Source organism: Citrobacter sp. NCU1 (assembly GCF_010231475.1).
Classification (GTDB): Bacteria; Pseudomonadota; Gammaproteobacteria; order Enterobacterales; family Enterobacteriaceae; genus Citrobacter_D.
Genome location: NZ_NRDO01000007.1, coordinates 1 through 17,469, shown reverse-complemented (window position 1 = coordinate 17,469; position 17,469 = coordinate 1). Strand labels below are relative to the sequence as shown.

The window sequence follows — 17,469 nt, the reverse complement described above, 5'->3', positions numbered from 1 at the left end:
CCCTACCCCTGTGTCGTTTTTATTGAGGGGCTCCTTTTAACATTTCAACTTCGTTGTCGCAAGGCGCAACCCGACTGAAATGAGAACGCGAAAACAGGCGGCTAACATGCAGCAGAAGCCATAATATTGCGGGAAACAGATAATTTTCATGAATTCCTGTGGACGAAAAGGCGTTGCAGGCCACAGAATGCGTTTTAATATTTTTTCTGTATTTTCAAACGGGTGCCTCAGAACTATTCTCTGTCACTCATTTTAAGCCACGCCAGGCAACTGTTTTCATGAATAAGATTATTAAACGCCTAGAGATCGTCAAAAGCGCCATCGAACTCGAAGATGAAGAGATCATCTGGCCGCAGCTCGCCTGGTTGAAAAACGACGATCTGGATGCCGCCATCGGGTCGATTGTACGCGCCATTGAAGAGCGACGCTTCAGCGATGCCCTGGGTGAGATTACCGCCTGGCTGGACGCGCAACGCGCGGTGTCAACATGGCAGGACCCGGCTATCGCGGCCGCCAAACTGGAACTGAAAGCGCTCGAATCCCAGTTACATGCGCTGATCGACAAGCGTAATACCCGTATTCAGATCCTCGATGACTTTAATGATCTGTACCATCTCCGCCTTGGCCCATTAATGAGCCGCATTTTAGAATTGCGTAAACAACTGGCCGCCAGCGCGCAACGCAAACAAGAGGCCGAACTCAGGCGCAGAGAAAAGGATTACCAATCCTGCCAGCAGTACATATCACAGGCGATTGATCAGTTGGCGACACTCAAGCGGCACTGGGTGAGCCTCAGTTCAACGTCCAGGAAAGCAGTAGACGTTCGAAAACGTATTCAGCAGCAGACAGAACTTATCACTGCCCTGTTGGCTGAGATTCGCGAACTGGAAAATGATTTTACCCGTCAGGAAGACAGCGCCACTCGCGAGGCGCGTGAAAACGCAGATAACGCCTATGCACAATACCGGGAACAGCAGCAGGATGCCCTGCATCGCCACGACCAGGATCAACAGCTCTCTGCGGATGAACGCAACGAGCTTAAGCGTCTGTGGCGTCAGGCAAGCCGACTTTGTCATCCGGATGTCGTAACCGATGCCTTGAAGGAAAAAGCGCATCAGATGATGGTTCAGCTTAACCAGGCTCGCCAGAATGCCGATCTGGCGGCCATTCGCGCGTTACTCGTCCAGCTTCATCAAGGGCTGGAACCCGGCATGGCGAGCGACAGGTCGAACAATCCCGAACGTCTGCATGCCAGAATACAGCAGCTCAGAACGCAAATTGACGCCCTGAGTAAAGAGATTACTGAACTGGAATCTGAAAACGCCTGGCGTCTTGCGACGTCCGTTCTGGATAAAGAGGCCTGGCTATCTGAGCAAGAACGCACCCTGACGGGCATTCGCGACACTCTGGAAGAACAAATGAAACAGGCTGAGCAGGAGATTCAGGCAGGCTAAACCGCGAAAAATCGCTACCTGTCAAAACATTTTCTGGCAAGTTACATTTCGTAATTTAGCACAAATTGTTAATTTTGGAGTAAAACATCAAATTAATGCAAAATACAAGAATAAAACACCATTAAAAACACAAAAATCATAATTTATATCCAAAAATGGCTTTTCGCCCTCCATTTTTCTCCTTTCACCGCCTTCCCACCCTCAGCATGCCAGGAATTTTCTTAACCACCTCCCCCTCCCAAGAAATGTGACAAGCATCACACTGAAAAGAGAAGGGTTCTGAACATATCTCATCATGACAACATCGGAATTAACTGGCTTCTGTCGAGAAGCCCGCAAACGTTTCAGGCCATCCATAAGTGAAATCTATCAATCATAGCCAGTGTACTGAAATAAACGATTTATCTTACATTTTCGCAAAGAGTAATATTCACCGTAATGAGTAGTTACAAATTCAATTAAAGACAGCGAATATCGAATAAATCAGGATGCCTGAACAGCGTTCAGTGCGCGCACGAATATACGCCTGTATCCAACCGTATTTATAACGTAAGACAAACCCTTTTTTAATGGTTGAAAAAAGGGCGATACGCTGCATCCAAATTCAAGGAGTTCGTTATGTCAAAAGCTATTTTTTTAGGTGAGTCGTTTTACACCTGGCTAGGCATGCGAAATATCCTGCGCGGCACGATGCTATTTGTTGATATGGAATTCCACTCCTCTCAAACACTTTCTACGGGAAAAGAAATATCACGCAACGCGGATTATTTCATTATTAACCCAAATGAAAGTGAGGCTTTAAAATACGCCGGAATTATCCGCGCCATGTCATTACGCCCTTCTGCGACGATCATCGTTTTAGCCGATGAAACCACGTTCTCTCTCTTCCAGACCGTTTGCGGGATGCGCCTGGAGTTTCTGAATGTTCGTGATTCTCTTGACGCAACATTGCAAAAAATAACCAATATTATCAATAACAAAAAACAACACACGTCTAAACCATTGGCGAACCCAATGACGCTCAACGAGTTCAACGTGATGATGCTGTTTGCCCGGGGCTGGTCGCTGTCCCAAATCGCCGGGGCATCGCACAAAAGCGAGAAAACCATCAGCGCATATAAAAGCAATATTGCCAAAAAACTGGGACACAATAACACCCGACTGAAATATATGATTTCACAGTATAGCCAACTGTAGTTCTCTGGCTTAAGGAATTCATCACCAGATAATTTAACTACGCGTTTTTCTTCACCATTTAAATTCTGCTTCGTTCGGAAGGGCTTTCTATTTTTAAAAAATAAACACTCAGGCAGCACTCCGCGAGCCAAACACAGCCAACAACTCAACGTATTAACGCATGCAAAACAGAAATGCAGATGAGGGTTATATATGAATAAGGTTTACAGCATTATTTGGAACGCGGCGCTCGGTCTCTGGGTCGTCGTTTCCGAATTATCCCGTGGGAAGAAAAAAAGCAGCACGCGTAAATCTGTGATCATCATTGCCGCAACCGCATTAACCGGTGTATCCGTGGTCGCTTCTGCCGCCCCATTAAATGCCACGGGTATTCATAATATTTCCAAAGACTTCAACGCCCCGATCTCCGCAGGCGTACACGACAGTGTGAATGACTACGGTTTCTTATACGAAGACAACACCGCCTCTAAAGAGCTGAACATCATCGGGGCTCTCCCTAACATTGAGTACGGGCAGAGTGGCGTCGTTGATTCCACGACGATCAAGGAACTCCTTGAAGCGGGCAAAATCACCCTGACGGCCACCAGCGCCGATGGTCAGACCACCTCGAAGATCACCACCGTCGACCAGTTGGAAGGCTACCTGTTCCACTTTCAATCCGCCATGCCTTCGCAAAACGTTGATTTCGGCATTTCCGATCCTGCCGACCCAGAGAATACGGCGTCGATCAAAGTGTTCGACACCAAAGACCTGGCGAACTTTCTGCAGGTGATGGATCTCGGCTCCGTGGTGTTAAATACCTACGACGCCAAACAGACAAAAATTTATAAGCAGTTTGGTTTCGCCCTTGCCGATAAGGGCGCGACGGCCAACCTGAACATTGGCGACGATACGCAGAATGCCAGCGCGCAGGCCAATACCATTGCGTTAATGGCCAAAGACTCCTCGCTGCTGGAAGCGCAAAACAATACCAGTCAGGTCAACTGGCAATCAGATAACTATGTCAAGTTTGGCGCAGCGCCGGTCGTGCCGGGTAAAGAATTTAAGAGTGGAACGACAACCGATACCTTCGGCAACGACGTCACCATCATGACTTACGGCTATGACAAAGACGGAAATGTCGTCGAAGCCGGCAACCGGACCTTTTCGATTACCGATGTCGCAGGTTTAGCGGAATTCAATAACTGGTTACTGGGCACCAGCAACGATGCAACCGTCTCTCCTGATGGTAAAAAAGTCAGCCAAATTCAACTGTGGCTGGACGCTGGCGTCGTCACGAAAGTCTCTGATGCCCAGTCCAAATATGCGTCGCTTATCGACGACTTGCTGAATTCCGGCAAATCATCCGACAGCATCAACTGGGATTATGACGTCTGGACCGACGGGCTTTCGCATAGTAACAATGCGACGACGGGTAACGGCGAGTTACATGCTATTTACGCCAACGGTCAGGGAACCACAGGTACGATCCAGAAAGGCTCGATTCTGGCGGTTGACGGCAGCATCAATGGCGTGATGAAAGCGACGGGCGGCGGCACCATCAATAACCTGGGCGAACTTAACGCGCTACGTACCTCTGCCGGGCTGAGCCTGGCTGTCGGTATGCTGGCGGATAATTCAACCGCCACCAACAACGGTATCATCAACTCCGGACTGTTTATCGACAAGAACGGCAATCAGAATGTCAACAGCTATGGCGCGTACGGGATGCAGGGACAAGGCTCCAGTACCGTCACCAACAACGGCACCATCAACCAGGCCATTACTACGGATGACTACGGTACCGCCTCTGCCGCCGATCCCTGGAGCGACACCAGACCCAACACCTCGCTGACGCTGGCTATTGGGATGCAACTGTCTGGCGACACCACGGGGGTCAACAAAGGGCACATCAACGTCGTGGACGGGCGCAAAGATAAGAACTCCTTTGGCGAAGGCACCGCCTACGGTGTTGAAGTGGACGGAAACTCCACGTTCGTCAACGAAAAAGACGCCTCCATCTCTCTGGGACGCAATGCCAACGATACGACTCAGGATGTGTTAATGCCTGGCGGCTCCAGCCAAAGCGCCGGGATCCTCACCAAAAGCGCAGGCAATGTCGTTAACGACGGTACCATCACGCTGGGCACCGGCGTGCGTAATGCCGCAGGTATCCTGGTCGGCACAGCTACCGGTGATGTTGTCAACACCGGCACCATTACGGTGAACGGTGATAAGTCAGGCGGAAACAGCAAAAACTACGGGATATCCGTTCGTGATAGCGGTGCTGAAAACGGCCAGGTCATCCGCAATGATGGCCAGATTAACGTTAACGGCACCAATAACGTCGGTATTCACATCAGCGCGACGAACAAAGCGGCGCAAGCCACCACCAGCGACACAGGCACTATTACTGTCGCTGGCAACGGCGGGACCACCGACCGTAACTATGCCGTTTGGGTTGAGGGGAACGATGCGAATCGCGCCACCGCCAATGTGAATTCTCACATCACGTTGGAAGAAGCCGGTAACATCGGCGTACATGTGCGCGACAACGCCGTGGCCAACGTCGACAGCATCAGTAGTCCTACATTCAATAACACTGACCAGATTGGCTACTATCTGTTTGGTAAGGGTGCTACGGCCAATATCGGCGAAGCAGTGATGGATGACAACGGCAAGGCTCGGACGACCATTTTCCGTATCGCCAAAGGCGCGATGTTTGACGGGGACACCACGGCCCCAGGCACGAATACCCCTTCCGATCTTGAACTCACATTAAAGGGTGAGGATTCAATGGGCGTTCTCGCCACCGGTGTGGGCAGTACGGTCGATACCGGCGAAGCCACCTTCACCGTAGAAGGCACTGGCGCCGCCGCCCTGCTTATCGAAGGTGGAGCCATCGGGAGCATCAGCGATAAAACGACCATTACTTTGACCGGTACCGACACCACCGCCGGGATTGTTGACGGTCAGGCGCATAAATTAAATGGCAAAGATAACGACGGTTCGGCGAGGGACACCACGCTCACCTCTAACGCCAAAATCACCTCCATCGCTGGCGGCAATAACGTCATTGCCTACGTCACAAAGAATCTGGGCAATCTGATTCTCGACAGTAAAGCCATTATCAATCTCGCCAGCAAAAACAGCATCGGCGTAGATGTGCAACAGGGCGGGCGCTTTACCAACAACTCCACGTCTGTTTTGCATGTCGCCGATGGGATTGGCGTTCGTGCTTCCGGCAGCGATGCGCAGATTAAAAAACTCGGCACCATTGAGGTAGATGATGGCACGGCAGGTGTTCTGTTAGCCAAAGATGCGCGCCTTAACATCTCCTCTGCCACGGGCGGTCAACCCGACGCCATCACCACCAACGGCACCGCCGACGGCATCCGTCTGGAAGCGGGCGCAGGCTCGCTGAGCGCGCAGGGCGTGACCATCAGCGCACTGGGCAGCGGTGCGGGTATCCAGAACAATGCAGAGCGTTCAGACATTACGCTTAACGATGTCACTATCAATGCCAACAACGGCCCGGGCATCCGTACCAGCGTTGAGCTGAACGTGAAAGATGGCGCCAACAATAAACTGAACGTAACAGGCGCAGGCACCGGTTTTGCTTTTGAAAAACAAGATGGTAGCGCCACCAGCGGCGATCTGAACATCGGCACGGGCTACACCGTCCTGGTGCATAACGATGCCAACAACGCAACGGGCAGCGGGATCCTCGCCAAAACCAACGGCAAACTCACCACCAGGGCCAACATCACCGTTGAGGATACGACCGGTGGTTCAGCCATCATTGCCAAAAACGTCTCAGCGTTGACCAACAGCGGCACTATTATTTCCAACAGCACCAGCGGTAATGCGGTGATTGATGCCAGCGGCGATAACGGTAAAAAGATCACCAACAGCGGAACCCTTCAGGCGGCAAGCGATCGGGCGATTGCTATCCAGTCCGGTCTCGGCAATGACGCTATCACTATCAGCGGCAAAACCGTCGGTATCATTAACACCGGTCGCGGCAGTGATAGATTCACCTGGAACAACGGCACCTTTGCCGGTGAAGTGAATTTCGATGGCACTAACGGCGGCAACAACGCGAGCGTCGGTAACGTCTCTCTCAAAGGGACCCGCCATATCACGACTCAGGCGGGGAGCGGTAACGCCCTCACCTTCACCAATACTCACGGCGATGCGGCAAAAATTGGCAGCCTGACGGCGGATAACCTCAGCACCGGGACCAATATTGGCACTGGCTGGGATTCGTTGACCCTCACCGGTTCGCAGGCCGACATGCGTATCGTTGAAGACCTGGTGCTGAAAAGCGAAACCATTGCCGTCAACGATGGCGCGACGCTGCGCACGGGCGATCACCGTGAGACAAGCAGCAGCGCGGCAACGATTAACAATTACGCGGTAAACACCCGCGGTACCGGCAGTCGGGTTATTTTTGATACCCAGGGCGACGGCGTTGGCGCGCAGCAAGTGTATTCCGGGATTATCAGCGGCGACGGTCGCTTTGAGCGTGCGGCTGGCGGCACCACCATTTTTACCGCCAATAACACCTATACCGGTTCCACCACCATTGATAATACCGGGACGCTTCAGTTAGGCGTTGGCGGCACCAGTGGGGGAATTGCTGAAGTTTCCAATATTATCGATAACGGCCTGCTGGCGATTAACCGTTCTGACGACGTACGGTTAAATGGGGTCATTTCCGGGACTGGCGCGTTGCAGCAGATTGGCGACGGTACGACGCGTCTGACGGGTGATAACACCTATAAAGACCAGACCACGGTCGAAAAAGGCACGTTACTGGTCAATGGCGATCAGAGCGCCGCGACCGGCGCGACGAACGTCAACGGCAGTGCCACATTGGGCGGGGTTGGCGTGATTGGCGGCGACGTTGCCATGAATAACAGCTCGACCATCAGCGCAGGCGACGGCGGCGCAGGTACGCTGACCATTAACGGCAATCTGAAACTGGCTAGCCAGACAACTTCCGATTTCCAGCTTGGACAAGCCTTTGTGCCCGGTAGCGCGCGTAACGATTTGATTGATGTTGCAGGCGATCTGAAGCTGGACGGTACGCTGAACGTCACCGAAAGCGCTGGCGGGCAGTTCGGCCCTGGCGTCTACCGCATTTATAACTATGGCGGCAACCTGGACAACCAAACGCTGGAACTGGGAAGCGTGCCGAGTGGTCAGGATAAGAGCAACATTTTTGTCCAGACTATCCTGAAAAATCAGGTGAACCTGGTCAATGCCAACGGCGTTACCCTGCAATTCTGGGACGGACAAACTTCCGGCAGCAATCACGGTAAATCCGGTATTGAAGGCAACGGCGCTATTGACGGCGGCGACGGCAAATGGATGGCGATTGGCGACAACGGCGACAACAACTGGACGCAACAAGACGGCAAGGGTAACGCACCGTGGGCGCAAAAAGCCTTCGCTGTCTTTACTGGCAAAGCCGGTACCGTTGAGGTGGATGACGCCGCAGGGAAAGTTGCGTTCTCCGGCGCGCAGTTTGGCACCGACGGTTACGTGGTCAAAGGCGATGCGCTGAACGGTTTTGCCACCACGGCAGGCGGCAATGAATTGATGCTGCGCGTCGGCGAAGGTGCCGCAGGCGCTGACGTTACCGCAACCATCGAGTCTCGTATTCTCGAAGGCGACAGCGCCGATAAACTGACGCTGGTGAAAACGGATTTAGGCCGTCTGATCTTGAGCGGCGAGAACGAGTACCGTGGCGGAACGCGCATTGATGGCGGTACGCTGCAAATCTCCAGCGACAAAAACCTGGGTCAGGCTGGCACGGGACTCACCATTAACAATGCCTCGACGCTGCAACTGGGCGCCGATCTGAGCACCGACCGGACCATCACTCTGGGGGCGAATAAAGATGCCGAGATCGTTGATCTGAACTCGCATCACTTCACGCCAACCGGCGATATCACGGGCGCGGGGAAACTGAAGGTAACCAGCAGCTCCAGCACGGCGGGCAGCACCCTGACGCTTGACAGAGCCAACAGCTACCAGGGCGCAACCGAAATTGCCGGGACCGGTAAAGCCAACAACGTCACGGTAAACGTCAGTAAAACCGGTGCATTCGGCAGCAACGCGAGCAGCACCGTGACGATGAACAACGGCGCTACCCTCAACGTCAGCGGCGCAGATACCAGCCTGCAATCACTCACCATGAACATTGCAGACAGCCTGTTAACGCTGGCTGATACGGTCACTGCCGCCGGTTCAACCCTGAATCTGACCGAGAAAGCGAAGGCGATATTCTCGCAACAGGCGACGGCGGAAAACGCCAAAATTAACCTGAACAGTGGTTCAACCGCACGGTTTGCTGAAAACAGCAGCGCAGGAAATTCACGCATTACGGTTTCCAGCGACAGCACCCTGGCGTTGCAGGATAACGCCAGCGGCGGCACCGCGATAGTGACTAACAGCGGGTTGATGACCTTTGCCGATAACGCGATGGCGGAAATGGCCCAGGTGAAAAACCAGGCCGGCGGCAATGTCGATATTCGTGGCGTAAACAGCGCGACGTCCATCGGTTCACTTTCCGGTGCCGGTAACGTTCAACTGGGCGATAAACGCTTGTCGCTGGGCAATCTGAGTCTTGATGACACCATCAGCGGCATCATCAGCGGCACTGACGGCAGCCTGGTGAAAATCGGCGACGGTACGCTGACCTTCACCGGCGATAACACCTATACCGGCACCACGGATGTCGATCAGGGCGTACTGCTGGTGAACGGGAATCAGTCTGCGGCAACGGGTCTGGTAACGGTGAAATCCGGCGCTACGCTCGGCGGTGACGGCATTATCGGCGGGACCGTTAATGTGGAAGACAACGGCCACATCACGGCAGGCGCCGCGCTGAATAGCGTCGGTAAACTCACTACCGGCGCCCTGAACCTGAGCGAAAATTCACAACTGGATTATCAGTTCGGCCAGGCCAACACACCAGGGGGCGCATTTAACGATCTGATCAACGTAAACGGCGATCTCACCCTCGACGGTAAACTGAACATTGAAACTACTCCGGGCGGAAGTTTTGACGTTGGGGTTTACCGCGTCATCAATTACACCGGCACATTGACCAACAATGTGATGGATATTGCCAATGCGCCGGAAGCGGCAGACAGCCTGTACGTGCAGACCTCGGTCAAAAACCAGGTGAACCTGGTCAATCACGCCGGACTGACGCTGCGCTTCTGGGATGGTACCGGCGGTGAAAACGGCGAGTTGAAAAACAATGGCGTGATCAACGGCGGCGACGGTATCTGGCAGTCCAGTAAAGGCAACGACAACTGGACCACCGACGAATCCACACCGGAAGGCATTCTCAACGCGCCGTTCACCGACGCCGCATTTGCCGTCTTCCAGGGGGAAGCGGGCAATGTGACCGTGGATAACAGCAAAGGGGATGTGGTCATCAGCGGGGCGCAGTTCGCCACTGACGGTTATCACGTGGGCGGCGAGGCGATCACGACCAACACGGCGAATACGCTGATTCGCGTTGGCGACGGTACCGTGGATGGCGCGAAATACACCGCCACTATCGACAGCCAGATTCGCGGCACCGGTGGCCTGAATAAAGGCGATTTGGGGACGCTGATCCTTAATGGCGACAACACCTACAGCGGCGGCACCACCATAACTGCCGGTACGCTACAGGTTTCTGGTGATAAGAATCTGGGCACGCCAGAAACAGGCATCACCTTTAACGGCGGTACGCTGAAATATGGCGACGCCTTCAACACGGCGCGTCAGGTTACGCTGGAATCCGGCGGCGGCACCTTCGACACCAACAGTCACAATGTGGCGCTGTTGACGGCAGTTGAAGGTAACGGTCAGCTGACCAAAACCGGCAAAGGGGTCTTAACGTTAACCCAGGACAACAACTACACCGGTGGAACCACCATCGCACAGGGCACATTGCAACTGGGCACTGGCGGCAATATCGGTAGCATCCAGGGCGACATCGTTGATAACGGCGCGTTAAATATCAACCGTGCCAATACCTATGCCATCAACGGTAATATCAGCGGTACGGGCCAGTTGCTGCAAACCGGGAGCGGTACAACGATTCTGGAAGGTTCCAACAGCTACAGCGGCGCCACCCTGATTGCCAATGGCGTACTGCAAGCCGGTGGCGAAAACACCCTGAGCGCGGCATCGCAGCACTATGTGTTTGAAGGCACAACGTTGAACACCCAGGGTTACAACCAAACGGTAGCAGGACTGGCTAACAACGGCGATGTTTCGCTCCTCGGTCAACAGGTCGGCTCAACCTTAACCGTTAAAGGTGATTACAACGCGAAAGGCGGTACGCTGAAAATTGCGGCTTCGCAGGACGCGAGCGGCAACGGTATCGCAGACCGTTTGGTCATCGATGGCGGTAAAGCAAGCGGGAGTACCCTGCTGGATGTGGACGGTTCCGGACTGGGCGCGCCGACCGTCGGCGATGGTATTGAAGTCGTTAGCGCACTAAATGGGGCCACTACCACCGCGCAGAGCACGCAGGATGCCTTCCATCTGGCCTCTGATCGTATGGCGGCCGGTGCTTTTGAATATCAATTGCACGCAGGTAACGCACAGGGTCAGGGAGAAAACTGGTATCTCAGAAGCGAATACCGTCCAGAAACGATGTTGTTCAACGGTCTCGCAAGCGTAGTACGTCAGGGCGATCTCAGCCTGCTGGGGAATATGCACCAGCGTATGGGGGATGATATCAAGCCAGGCATCGATGACGACAACCGCGCCTGGGCACGGATGATCGGTTACTCCGGAAAAACCAAACTGGATGATGCAACGGGGACAGAAACCAACAGCCATACCACCGGGATTCAGGTGGGTGCCGATCTCTACGGTGGCGCGAACTGGAAAGCCGGGGTTTATGCCAGCGTTCTGGATATCGACAGTAGCGTGAACGGCACGAAGGTGGGCAGCGCCGGTAAAGGCGGCAATATCGACGATAATGGCTTCTACATTGGCGGTTACGCCACCTGGTTCTCTGACACCGGCATGTATGTTGATAACGTTCTGCAATACGGTAACCATGATTCCCGCCTGGCGGCATCGGGTAATCGCGATTCGTACACCGTGAAAGGCAACACGCTGACGGCGTCTACAGAAGTGGGCAAACCGTTCCGCTTAGGCGCCAGCGCCTGGAGTCTGGAACCGCAAGCGCAGTTGATCTATCAATACAGTGACTTTGACGACAGCACGCTTGATGGCTCAACCAAAACGAAAGTGAAAATGGATACTGCAGATTCGTTCACTGCCCGCCTCGGCGTTCGCCTGGTGGCGGATTACGACACCAATCACGGCAAAATCCAGCCTTACGGTCGTGTAAACCTGTGGCAGGGTCTGGGTTCAAAAGACAAAACGCACTTTAGCAACGCCGTGACGACCACGACACTGGAATCTTCCCAGCAGTATTCCAGTACCGAAGTGGCAGCCGGTATGACCTGGACGATTGACCGGGATCTGCAGGTCTACGGTGAATTGGGTACCCAATTCAGTAATGGCGGAAGTAAAGCTCAGGTTGAAGCGCCGATTAATGCCTCTATTGGCTTTAAAAAGATGTTTTAATCAAAAGTAAAAATGAACGTTCACCACCTCAAATAGACGTGGTGAACATTGAAAACCCAAAGCCTTCTGTTTTAGCAGAAGGCTTTTTTATGCCCGGAACTGGGGAAAGAGGTCGTGCAGAATTGAATGATTAAGAGCCTATCCCAGCAGGCGTAATTGGCGTAGTCAGTTTGGACACGGGCAGCGCGGAAAAACCAGAGCATACATGTAGTACGTGAGGATTTAATTCGCTACGCTCACGCTTACGGGCCGCCCAGGGCCAAAATGACAAGTGAAAAAGCCTAATGGGATAGGCTCTAATAATTGAATTGTTTTAACAGTGCGGGAATACGTTCTGCCGGAACAGGATGCGAAATATAATAGCCTTGCGCTTTATCACAGCCAATACGAATCAATCGATCTAGCTGTTCCTTACTTTCAACACCCTCAGCCAGAACGTCAATACCAAAATCATGGGCTAATACAATAATACCTTTAACGATCCTGGCCGATTTTGTATTAGGCTCAATCTCTGCCACAAATGCTTTGTCGATTTTTAAAGTATCGAACGGATATTTCAGCAGATAATCAAGATTGGCGTGTCCGGTACCAAAGTCGTCAAGGGATAATTTTACTCCCATAGCTTTCAGCGCAGACATATTCGTTGAGGCGATCAGACTGTCACGAATAGGTGCCGTTTCGGTGACTTCAATTTCGCAGCGACTGGCGGCAAGTCCTGAGAACGCCAGATTTCGCCTGACTCGCTCAGGTAACTGGGGATCGCTGAGTTCCAGCGCGGAAAAATTGACTGAAAGCGAAATATTTTCTGGCCAGCGGGCGGCGACATCCCAGGGAGGATTCGAAACCATCTCCTCAACAGAAGCCATGCTGCCGCTTTTTTCCAGCAACGAAATAAAGATATCAGGGGAAATCATTCCCATGTCAGGACTATTCCAGCGCATTAATGCCTCAAACCCACATATCTTTTGAGTATGTAAATTCAGAATCGGCTGATAGACCATATAAAGTTGACTGGTATTCAACGCCCCCTGTAGCGCTCTGAGTACATCATTGGAATTAAACACCCGTCTCCTCCTTAAAAATAGGGCTAGCATGGCGACTCCCACCATACAAAAATGACTGCGCACTCAGCCCTTAAGAGTATAATTCAAAATCTTCTTGTCAAAAATGACTCAGGGTAAAAAAGACAACGAATGGTTAAATCTGACAATCAATTTATTCAGGTCTGAAGTGTTCGTTAATCCAAGTTTGAGGACGATCTTCATCTTATGCGTCTGAATTGTTTTATAATTCAGGTTAACTAACTCAGAGATTTCTTTAGCGTTGTAGCCGCCAACCAATAAACTCAGTATTTGTTGTTCCCGGTCGGTCAGTTTTTTTTGTGAGCGGAAGACGCGGGAATGACCAGCCCCTTCCGACACTGACGCAATTTGATTAAAATCGCGTAATGGTGACTTTTCAGTCAATACGATGGCTTTCTCAACATAGAGTAACTCAACACACAGTTTCGCCACCAAACTGTCGGTCACGATGACAATGTTGTTGTCATAGACCTTGAATCTGTTTTTATTTAAAAAATCAACGAAATCAGCACAAGACTGACCGTTATCAATGATATTGAAGAGCATCGTATGATGCCGATACAATGATGACTGGCTGATCATCTCCTCGCGCCTGAACGTTTTAATTGGCACATCTTTACTTTTCAGGAACTCAGAGACGCCACGCCCTACAAAATTATCATTGCCGCACATCAACATCCCGTTCACCTTCCTTATAAACTTCTAATTTTATTGCTCATCAAAAAGTTGATAATTATTTTTTCGACTTCAGACTCCTCACGGTGATTTTTAAAGTCAAATTTGCACGAAACTTGATGGCAGGAATACAGGTGGTTATCAGCATCAAACTCATTGATTTCTACAACATCAATAACTTTCATATCGAGTTGCAGGTTGCCGAACTGTTCGAACTCCAGCGAGGAACCTTTGATAACCGCATCTTTATACAGAAAGCGTGGATTCACCTCTTCAGCAATAAGCGCACAACCACCACGCGAAATGTTTTTAATTTTAAATAAGTAATTTTCGCCGTTTTTGTATCGTCCAAAACAGGTAAAGCTAAACCCCTTTAAAAACGAGAAACGCTGATGCTGCCTGCGTTGAATAAAAAAAATCATGTCAGGGATAAAATAAACTAATCCACTCGCGTTATCATCTGAAGACTCGCGATCGAATCGGGCGTTGAATTTAATAATTCCGCTGTCACTGTGCAGAATAAAACATTGAATTTTCTCAGTGACGATATCTTCATGGTGGGAGATGGCGAAGTGTTCGAAGTCGACCTTTTCCAGCTGAGTTACTATACTGTTGTTTTTATAGACTATTTCTAGCTTTGTTTTCTTGAGAAGCTCTTCACGAATGATGGCAATAATTTCAAATCTATCATCTTTCGCCATACCAAAACTCATCATTAAATCCTTATTCTTGTATTTGAGAAACTTCTCATTCTCGTTTGAGATAAACACGAGTCAGGCATCCACCCTGATTTCGGATAACCATAATGGATCTCATGTCGATTATTCTTAGCAAAATTAAGTTTTTAACTATTTTTACTGTTCTATTGATATGTAAAAACATTCATAAGCGATGGGAACTGGCGTGAGTCATGCCTCAAACCTGTTAAACTTAACCCAAACTTTATAACAAAACAGAATAGATTGGTTCGTTTTAGCGTGATTCTGAAATAAAACATGGTAGATTGCAATATAAACAGTGCGGCGGGCATCCGCGGTTTCTTTTCGTTCACAAACGTATTTTTAATGTAGCATTTTGTTTAAATCAAAGAAGCTCAAAAAACATAAACGCAACCTGAAATAGAAAATCAAGCTACCTGAACTAAGGATAACATTTTAGTTAAGGTGAGTATCTATTAATCAGTGCGTTCTCTGCAGTGGGATCACGCATGTTTACTGCGCTAAATAATAACCACCTTATTTGCATGGATTAATGCCACAATACAAAAAAAAGACCAGCATTATACAGGCTGGTCTTAAATAGTTTCGGAAGATGATTATTTGGTTATTGGAAAAATATTATCTCCGACATTCTGCTTGCGACTCCCGGTGCCTGCGCAGCCACATCAATTTATACGCCGCAGGAATAATAAACAGCGACAGCAGCGGCGCGGTAATCATTCCCCCAATCATTGGTGCCGCAATGCGGCTCATGACTTCTGACCCGGCGCCTGCGCCCCACAAAATAGGCAACAAGCCGGCGATAATGACCGCGACCGTCATGGCCTTTGGTCTGACACGCAAAACCGCCCCGTGGTATAACGCTTCATCCAGTTTCTCAGGTGTGAAGGTCTGCGGGTTCTCCAGCGTCGGTTCCGCTTCAATGGCGTGACGAAGATACATCAACATCACCACGCCAAACTCTGCGGCGACGCCCGCCAGCGCAATAAACCCGGTTCCGGTCGCCACCGACAAATGGAATCCCATCCAGTACAGGAACCAAACGCCGCCCACCAGCGCGAAGGGCACGCTGGTAATGATCAACAGCGCCTCGCCCACCCGACGGAAAGCCAGATACAGCAGCACAAAAATGATCATCAGCGTCGTCGGCACCATCAGCTTCAGCTTGCGGTTAGCCCGCTCAAGTAACTCAAACTGGCCAGAGAACGCCACGCTGGTGCCGGGCTTCAGTTGCACCTTTTCCGCTATCGCTTTTTTAATATCGTTAACCACCGACACCATGTCGCGATCGCGGGCATCAATGTAGATCCAACTGGCTGGGCGGGCATTTTCGGTTTTCAGCATCGATGGTCCCGCAACCACCTTCACTTCCGCCACATCCGCCAGCGTAATTTGTTGCTTCATCGGTGTCAGAATCGGCAACTGACGCAGGGTTTGTGGGCTGTCGCGATAACTTTGCGGATAACGCAGGCTTATCGGGTAGCGCGCGATCCCTTCCACCGTCTCGCCAACCGTCGCGCCGCCCACCGCCGAGGTGATAAACAGCTGTACATCGCCGACAGTCATGCCATAACGCGCAGCTTTTTCACGCTGAATATCAATGTTGATATAGCGCCCGCCTTCCAGACGTTCCGCCAGCGCAGAAGTCACACCCGGCACGGTTCGCGCCACCTCTTCAATTTGCTCTGCACTCGCATCGATATCGGCAAGCACGGTACCGGACACTTTAATCCCGATAGGGCTTTTTATCCCCGTGGACAACATATCAATTCGGTTGCGGATGGGCGGCACCCACAAGTTTGCCAGCCCCGGCAAGCGTACCGTTTTATCCAGTTCCTCAATGATCTTGTCCATCGTCATGCCCGGACGCCACTGGTCCTGCGGCTTGAGTTGGATGGTCGTTTCAACCATCTCCAGCGGCGCAGAATCCGTTGCCGTTTCTGCTTTCCCTGTTTTACCAAATACCCGCGCCACTTCCGGTACGGTCATGATCAGTTTGTCGGTTTTTTGCAGCATGTCTGCCGCCTGCCCCGCTGAGATCCCCGGCAATGTAGAAGGCATGTACAGCAGATCGCCTTCGTTAATGCGTGGTAAAAACTCTCCGCCAATATTTTTGAGTGGCCACAGCACGGTCAGGATAGAGAGTGCTGCGACCAGTAGTGTGGTCTTTGGCCAGTGTAATACTTTCAACAATAACGGATGGTAAACGCGAATTAAAAAGCGGTTGAGCGGGTTGCTGGTTTCTGCGGGGATCTTCCCGCGGATCCAAAATCCCATCAGGACCGGTGTGACCACAATCGCCAAAAATGCCGCCCCCGCCATCGCCCACGTTTTAGTGAACGCCAGCGGCCCGAATAACCGCCCTTCCTGGCCTTCGAGGGTAAAAATGGGGATAAAAGAGAGCGTGATGATCAGCAGACTGATAAACAACGCCGGTCCCACTTCTACCGCCGCATGGGTGATCACTTTCCAGCGCGTGTCGTTATCCAGTTTTTCGTCTGGGTGCAGATGCCCCCATTCTTCCAGCCGTTTATGGGCGTTTTCGATCATCACAATCGCGGCGTCCACCATTGCCCCGACCGCAATAGCAATGCCCCCAAGCGACATAATGTTGGCGTTAATGCCCTGAAAATGCATCACGATGAAGGCGATACACAGTCCCAGCGGCAGAGAAATAATCGCCACCAACGCCGAACGGATGTGCCACAAAAAGAGCGCACAGACCAGCGCCACGACAATAAACTC

The 17,469-nt window shown here is 51.4% G+C and carries 7 protein-coding genes; 3 read left to right on the top strand and 4 right to left on the bottom strand.

The window, feature by feature from the left end; translation table 11 throughout:
- Positions 1–278 precede the first annotated feature (278 nt).
- The 3 genes from CJP72_RS03670 (at position 279) to CJP72_RS03660 (ending at position 12,248) form a co-directional block, all read left to right on the top strand.
- Positions 279–1,454: a DnaJ family molecular chaperone gene (locus CJP72_RS03670; RefSeq protein ID WP_162379548.1), complete on the top strand. Its 1,176-nt coding sequence runs from the start codon at positions 279–281 to the stop codon at positions 1,452–1,454.
- A 618-nt stretch (positions 1,455–2,072) separates the two neighbouring features.
- Positions 2,073–2,651, top strand: coding sequence for a LuxR C-terminal-related transcriptional regulator (locus CJP72_RS03665; RefSeq protein ID WP_162379547.1), 579 nt, complete (start codon positions 2,073–2,075; stop codon positions 2,649–2,651).
- A gap of 192 nt (positions 2,652–2,843) precedes the next feature.
- Positions 2,844–12,248 carry an autotransporter outer membrane beta-barrel domain-containing protein gene (locus CJP72_RS03660; RefSeq protein WP_162379546.1) on the top strand — a complete coding sequence of 3,135 codons (9,405 nt, stop codon included), beginning with the start codon at positions 2,844–2,846 and terminating at the stop codon, positions 12,246–12,248.
- Between the two features lie 296 nt (positions 12,249–12,544).
- On the opposite strand, the gene CJP72_RS03655 is transcribed toward CJP72_RS03660, so the two are convergent.
- From CJP72_RS03655 to CJP72_RS03640, 4 genes are all read right to left on the bottom strand, one after another.
- The gene (locus CJP72_RS03655; RefSeq protein ID WP_162379545.1) at positions 12,545–13,312 is read right to left on the bottom strand and encodes an EAL domain-containing protein; all 768 of its coding nucleotides are present in this window, start codon (positions 13,310–13,312) and stop codon (positions 12,545–12,547) included.
- A gap of 108 nt (positions 13,313–13,420) precedes the next feature.
- Positions 13,421–14,008: a helix-turn-helix transcriptional regulator gene (locus tag CJP72_RS03650; protein WP_162379544.1), complete on the bottom strand. Its 588-nt coding sequence runs from the start codon at positions 14,006–14,008 to the stop codon at positions 13,421–13,423.
- 14 nt (positions 14,009–14,022) lie between these two features.
- On the bottom strand, positions 14,023–14,718 hold the full coding sequence (locus CJP72_RS03645; RefSeq protein WP_162379596.1) for a flagellar brake protein: 696 nt from the start codon (positions 14,716–14,718) through the stop codon (positions 14,023–14,025).
- 624 nt (positions 14,719–15,342) lie between these two features.
- Positions 15,343–17,469: CusA/CzcA family heavy metal efflux RND transporter (locus tag CJP72_RS03640; protein WP_162379543.1), on the bottom strand; the 2,127-nt coding region annotated here is incomplete at its 5' end.

Excerpts from the sequence above, each read along its gene's own strand:
- CJP72_RS03670 (WP_162379548.1), top strand. The coding sequence starts at position 279 with ATGAATAAGATTATTAAACGCCTAGAGATCGTCAAAAGCGCCATCGAA.
- CJP72_RS03665 (WP_162379547.1), top strand. The coding sequence starts at position 2,073 with ATGTCAAAAGCTATTTTTTTAGGTGAGTCGTTTTACACCTGGCTAGGC.
- CJP72_RS03660 (WP_162379546.1), top strand. The coding sequence starts at position 2,844 with ATGAATAAGGTTTACAGCATTATTTGGAACGCGGCGCTCGGTCTCTGG.
- CJP72_RS03650 (WP_162379544.1), bottom strand. The coding sequence starts at position 14,008 with ATGTTGATGTGCGGCAATGATAATTTTGTAGGGCGTGGCGTCTCTGAG.
- CJP72_RS03645 (WP_162379596.1), bottom strand. The coding sequence starts at position 14,718 with ATGAGTTTTGGTATGGCGAAAGATGATAGATTTGAAATTATTGCCATC.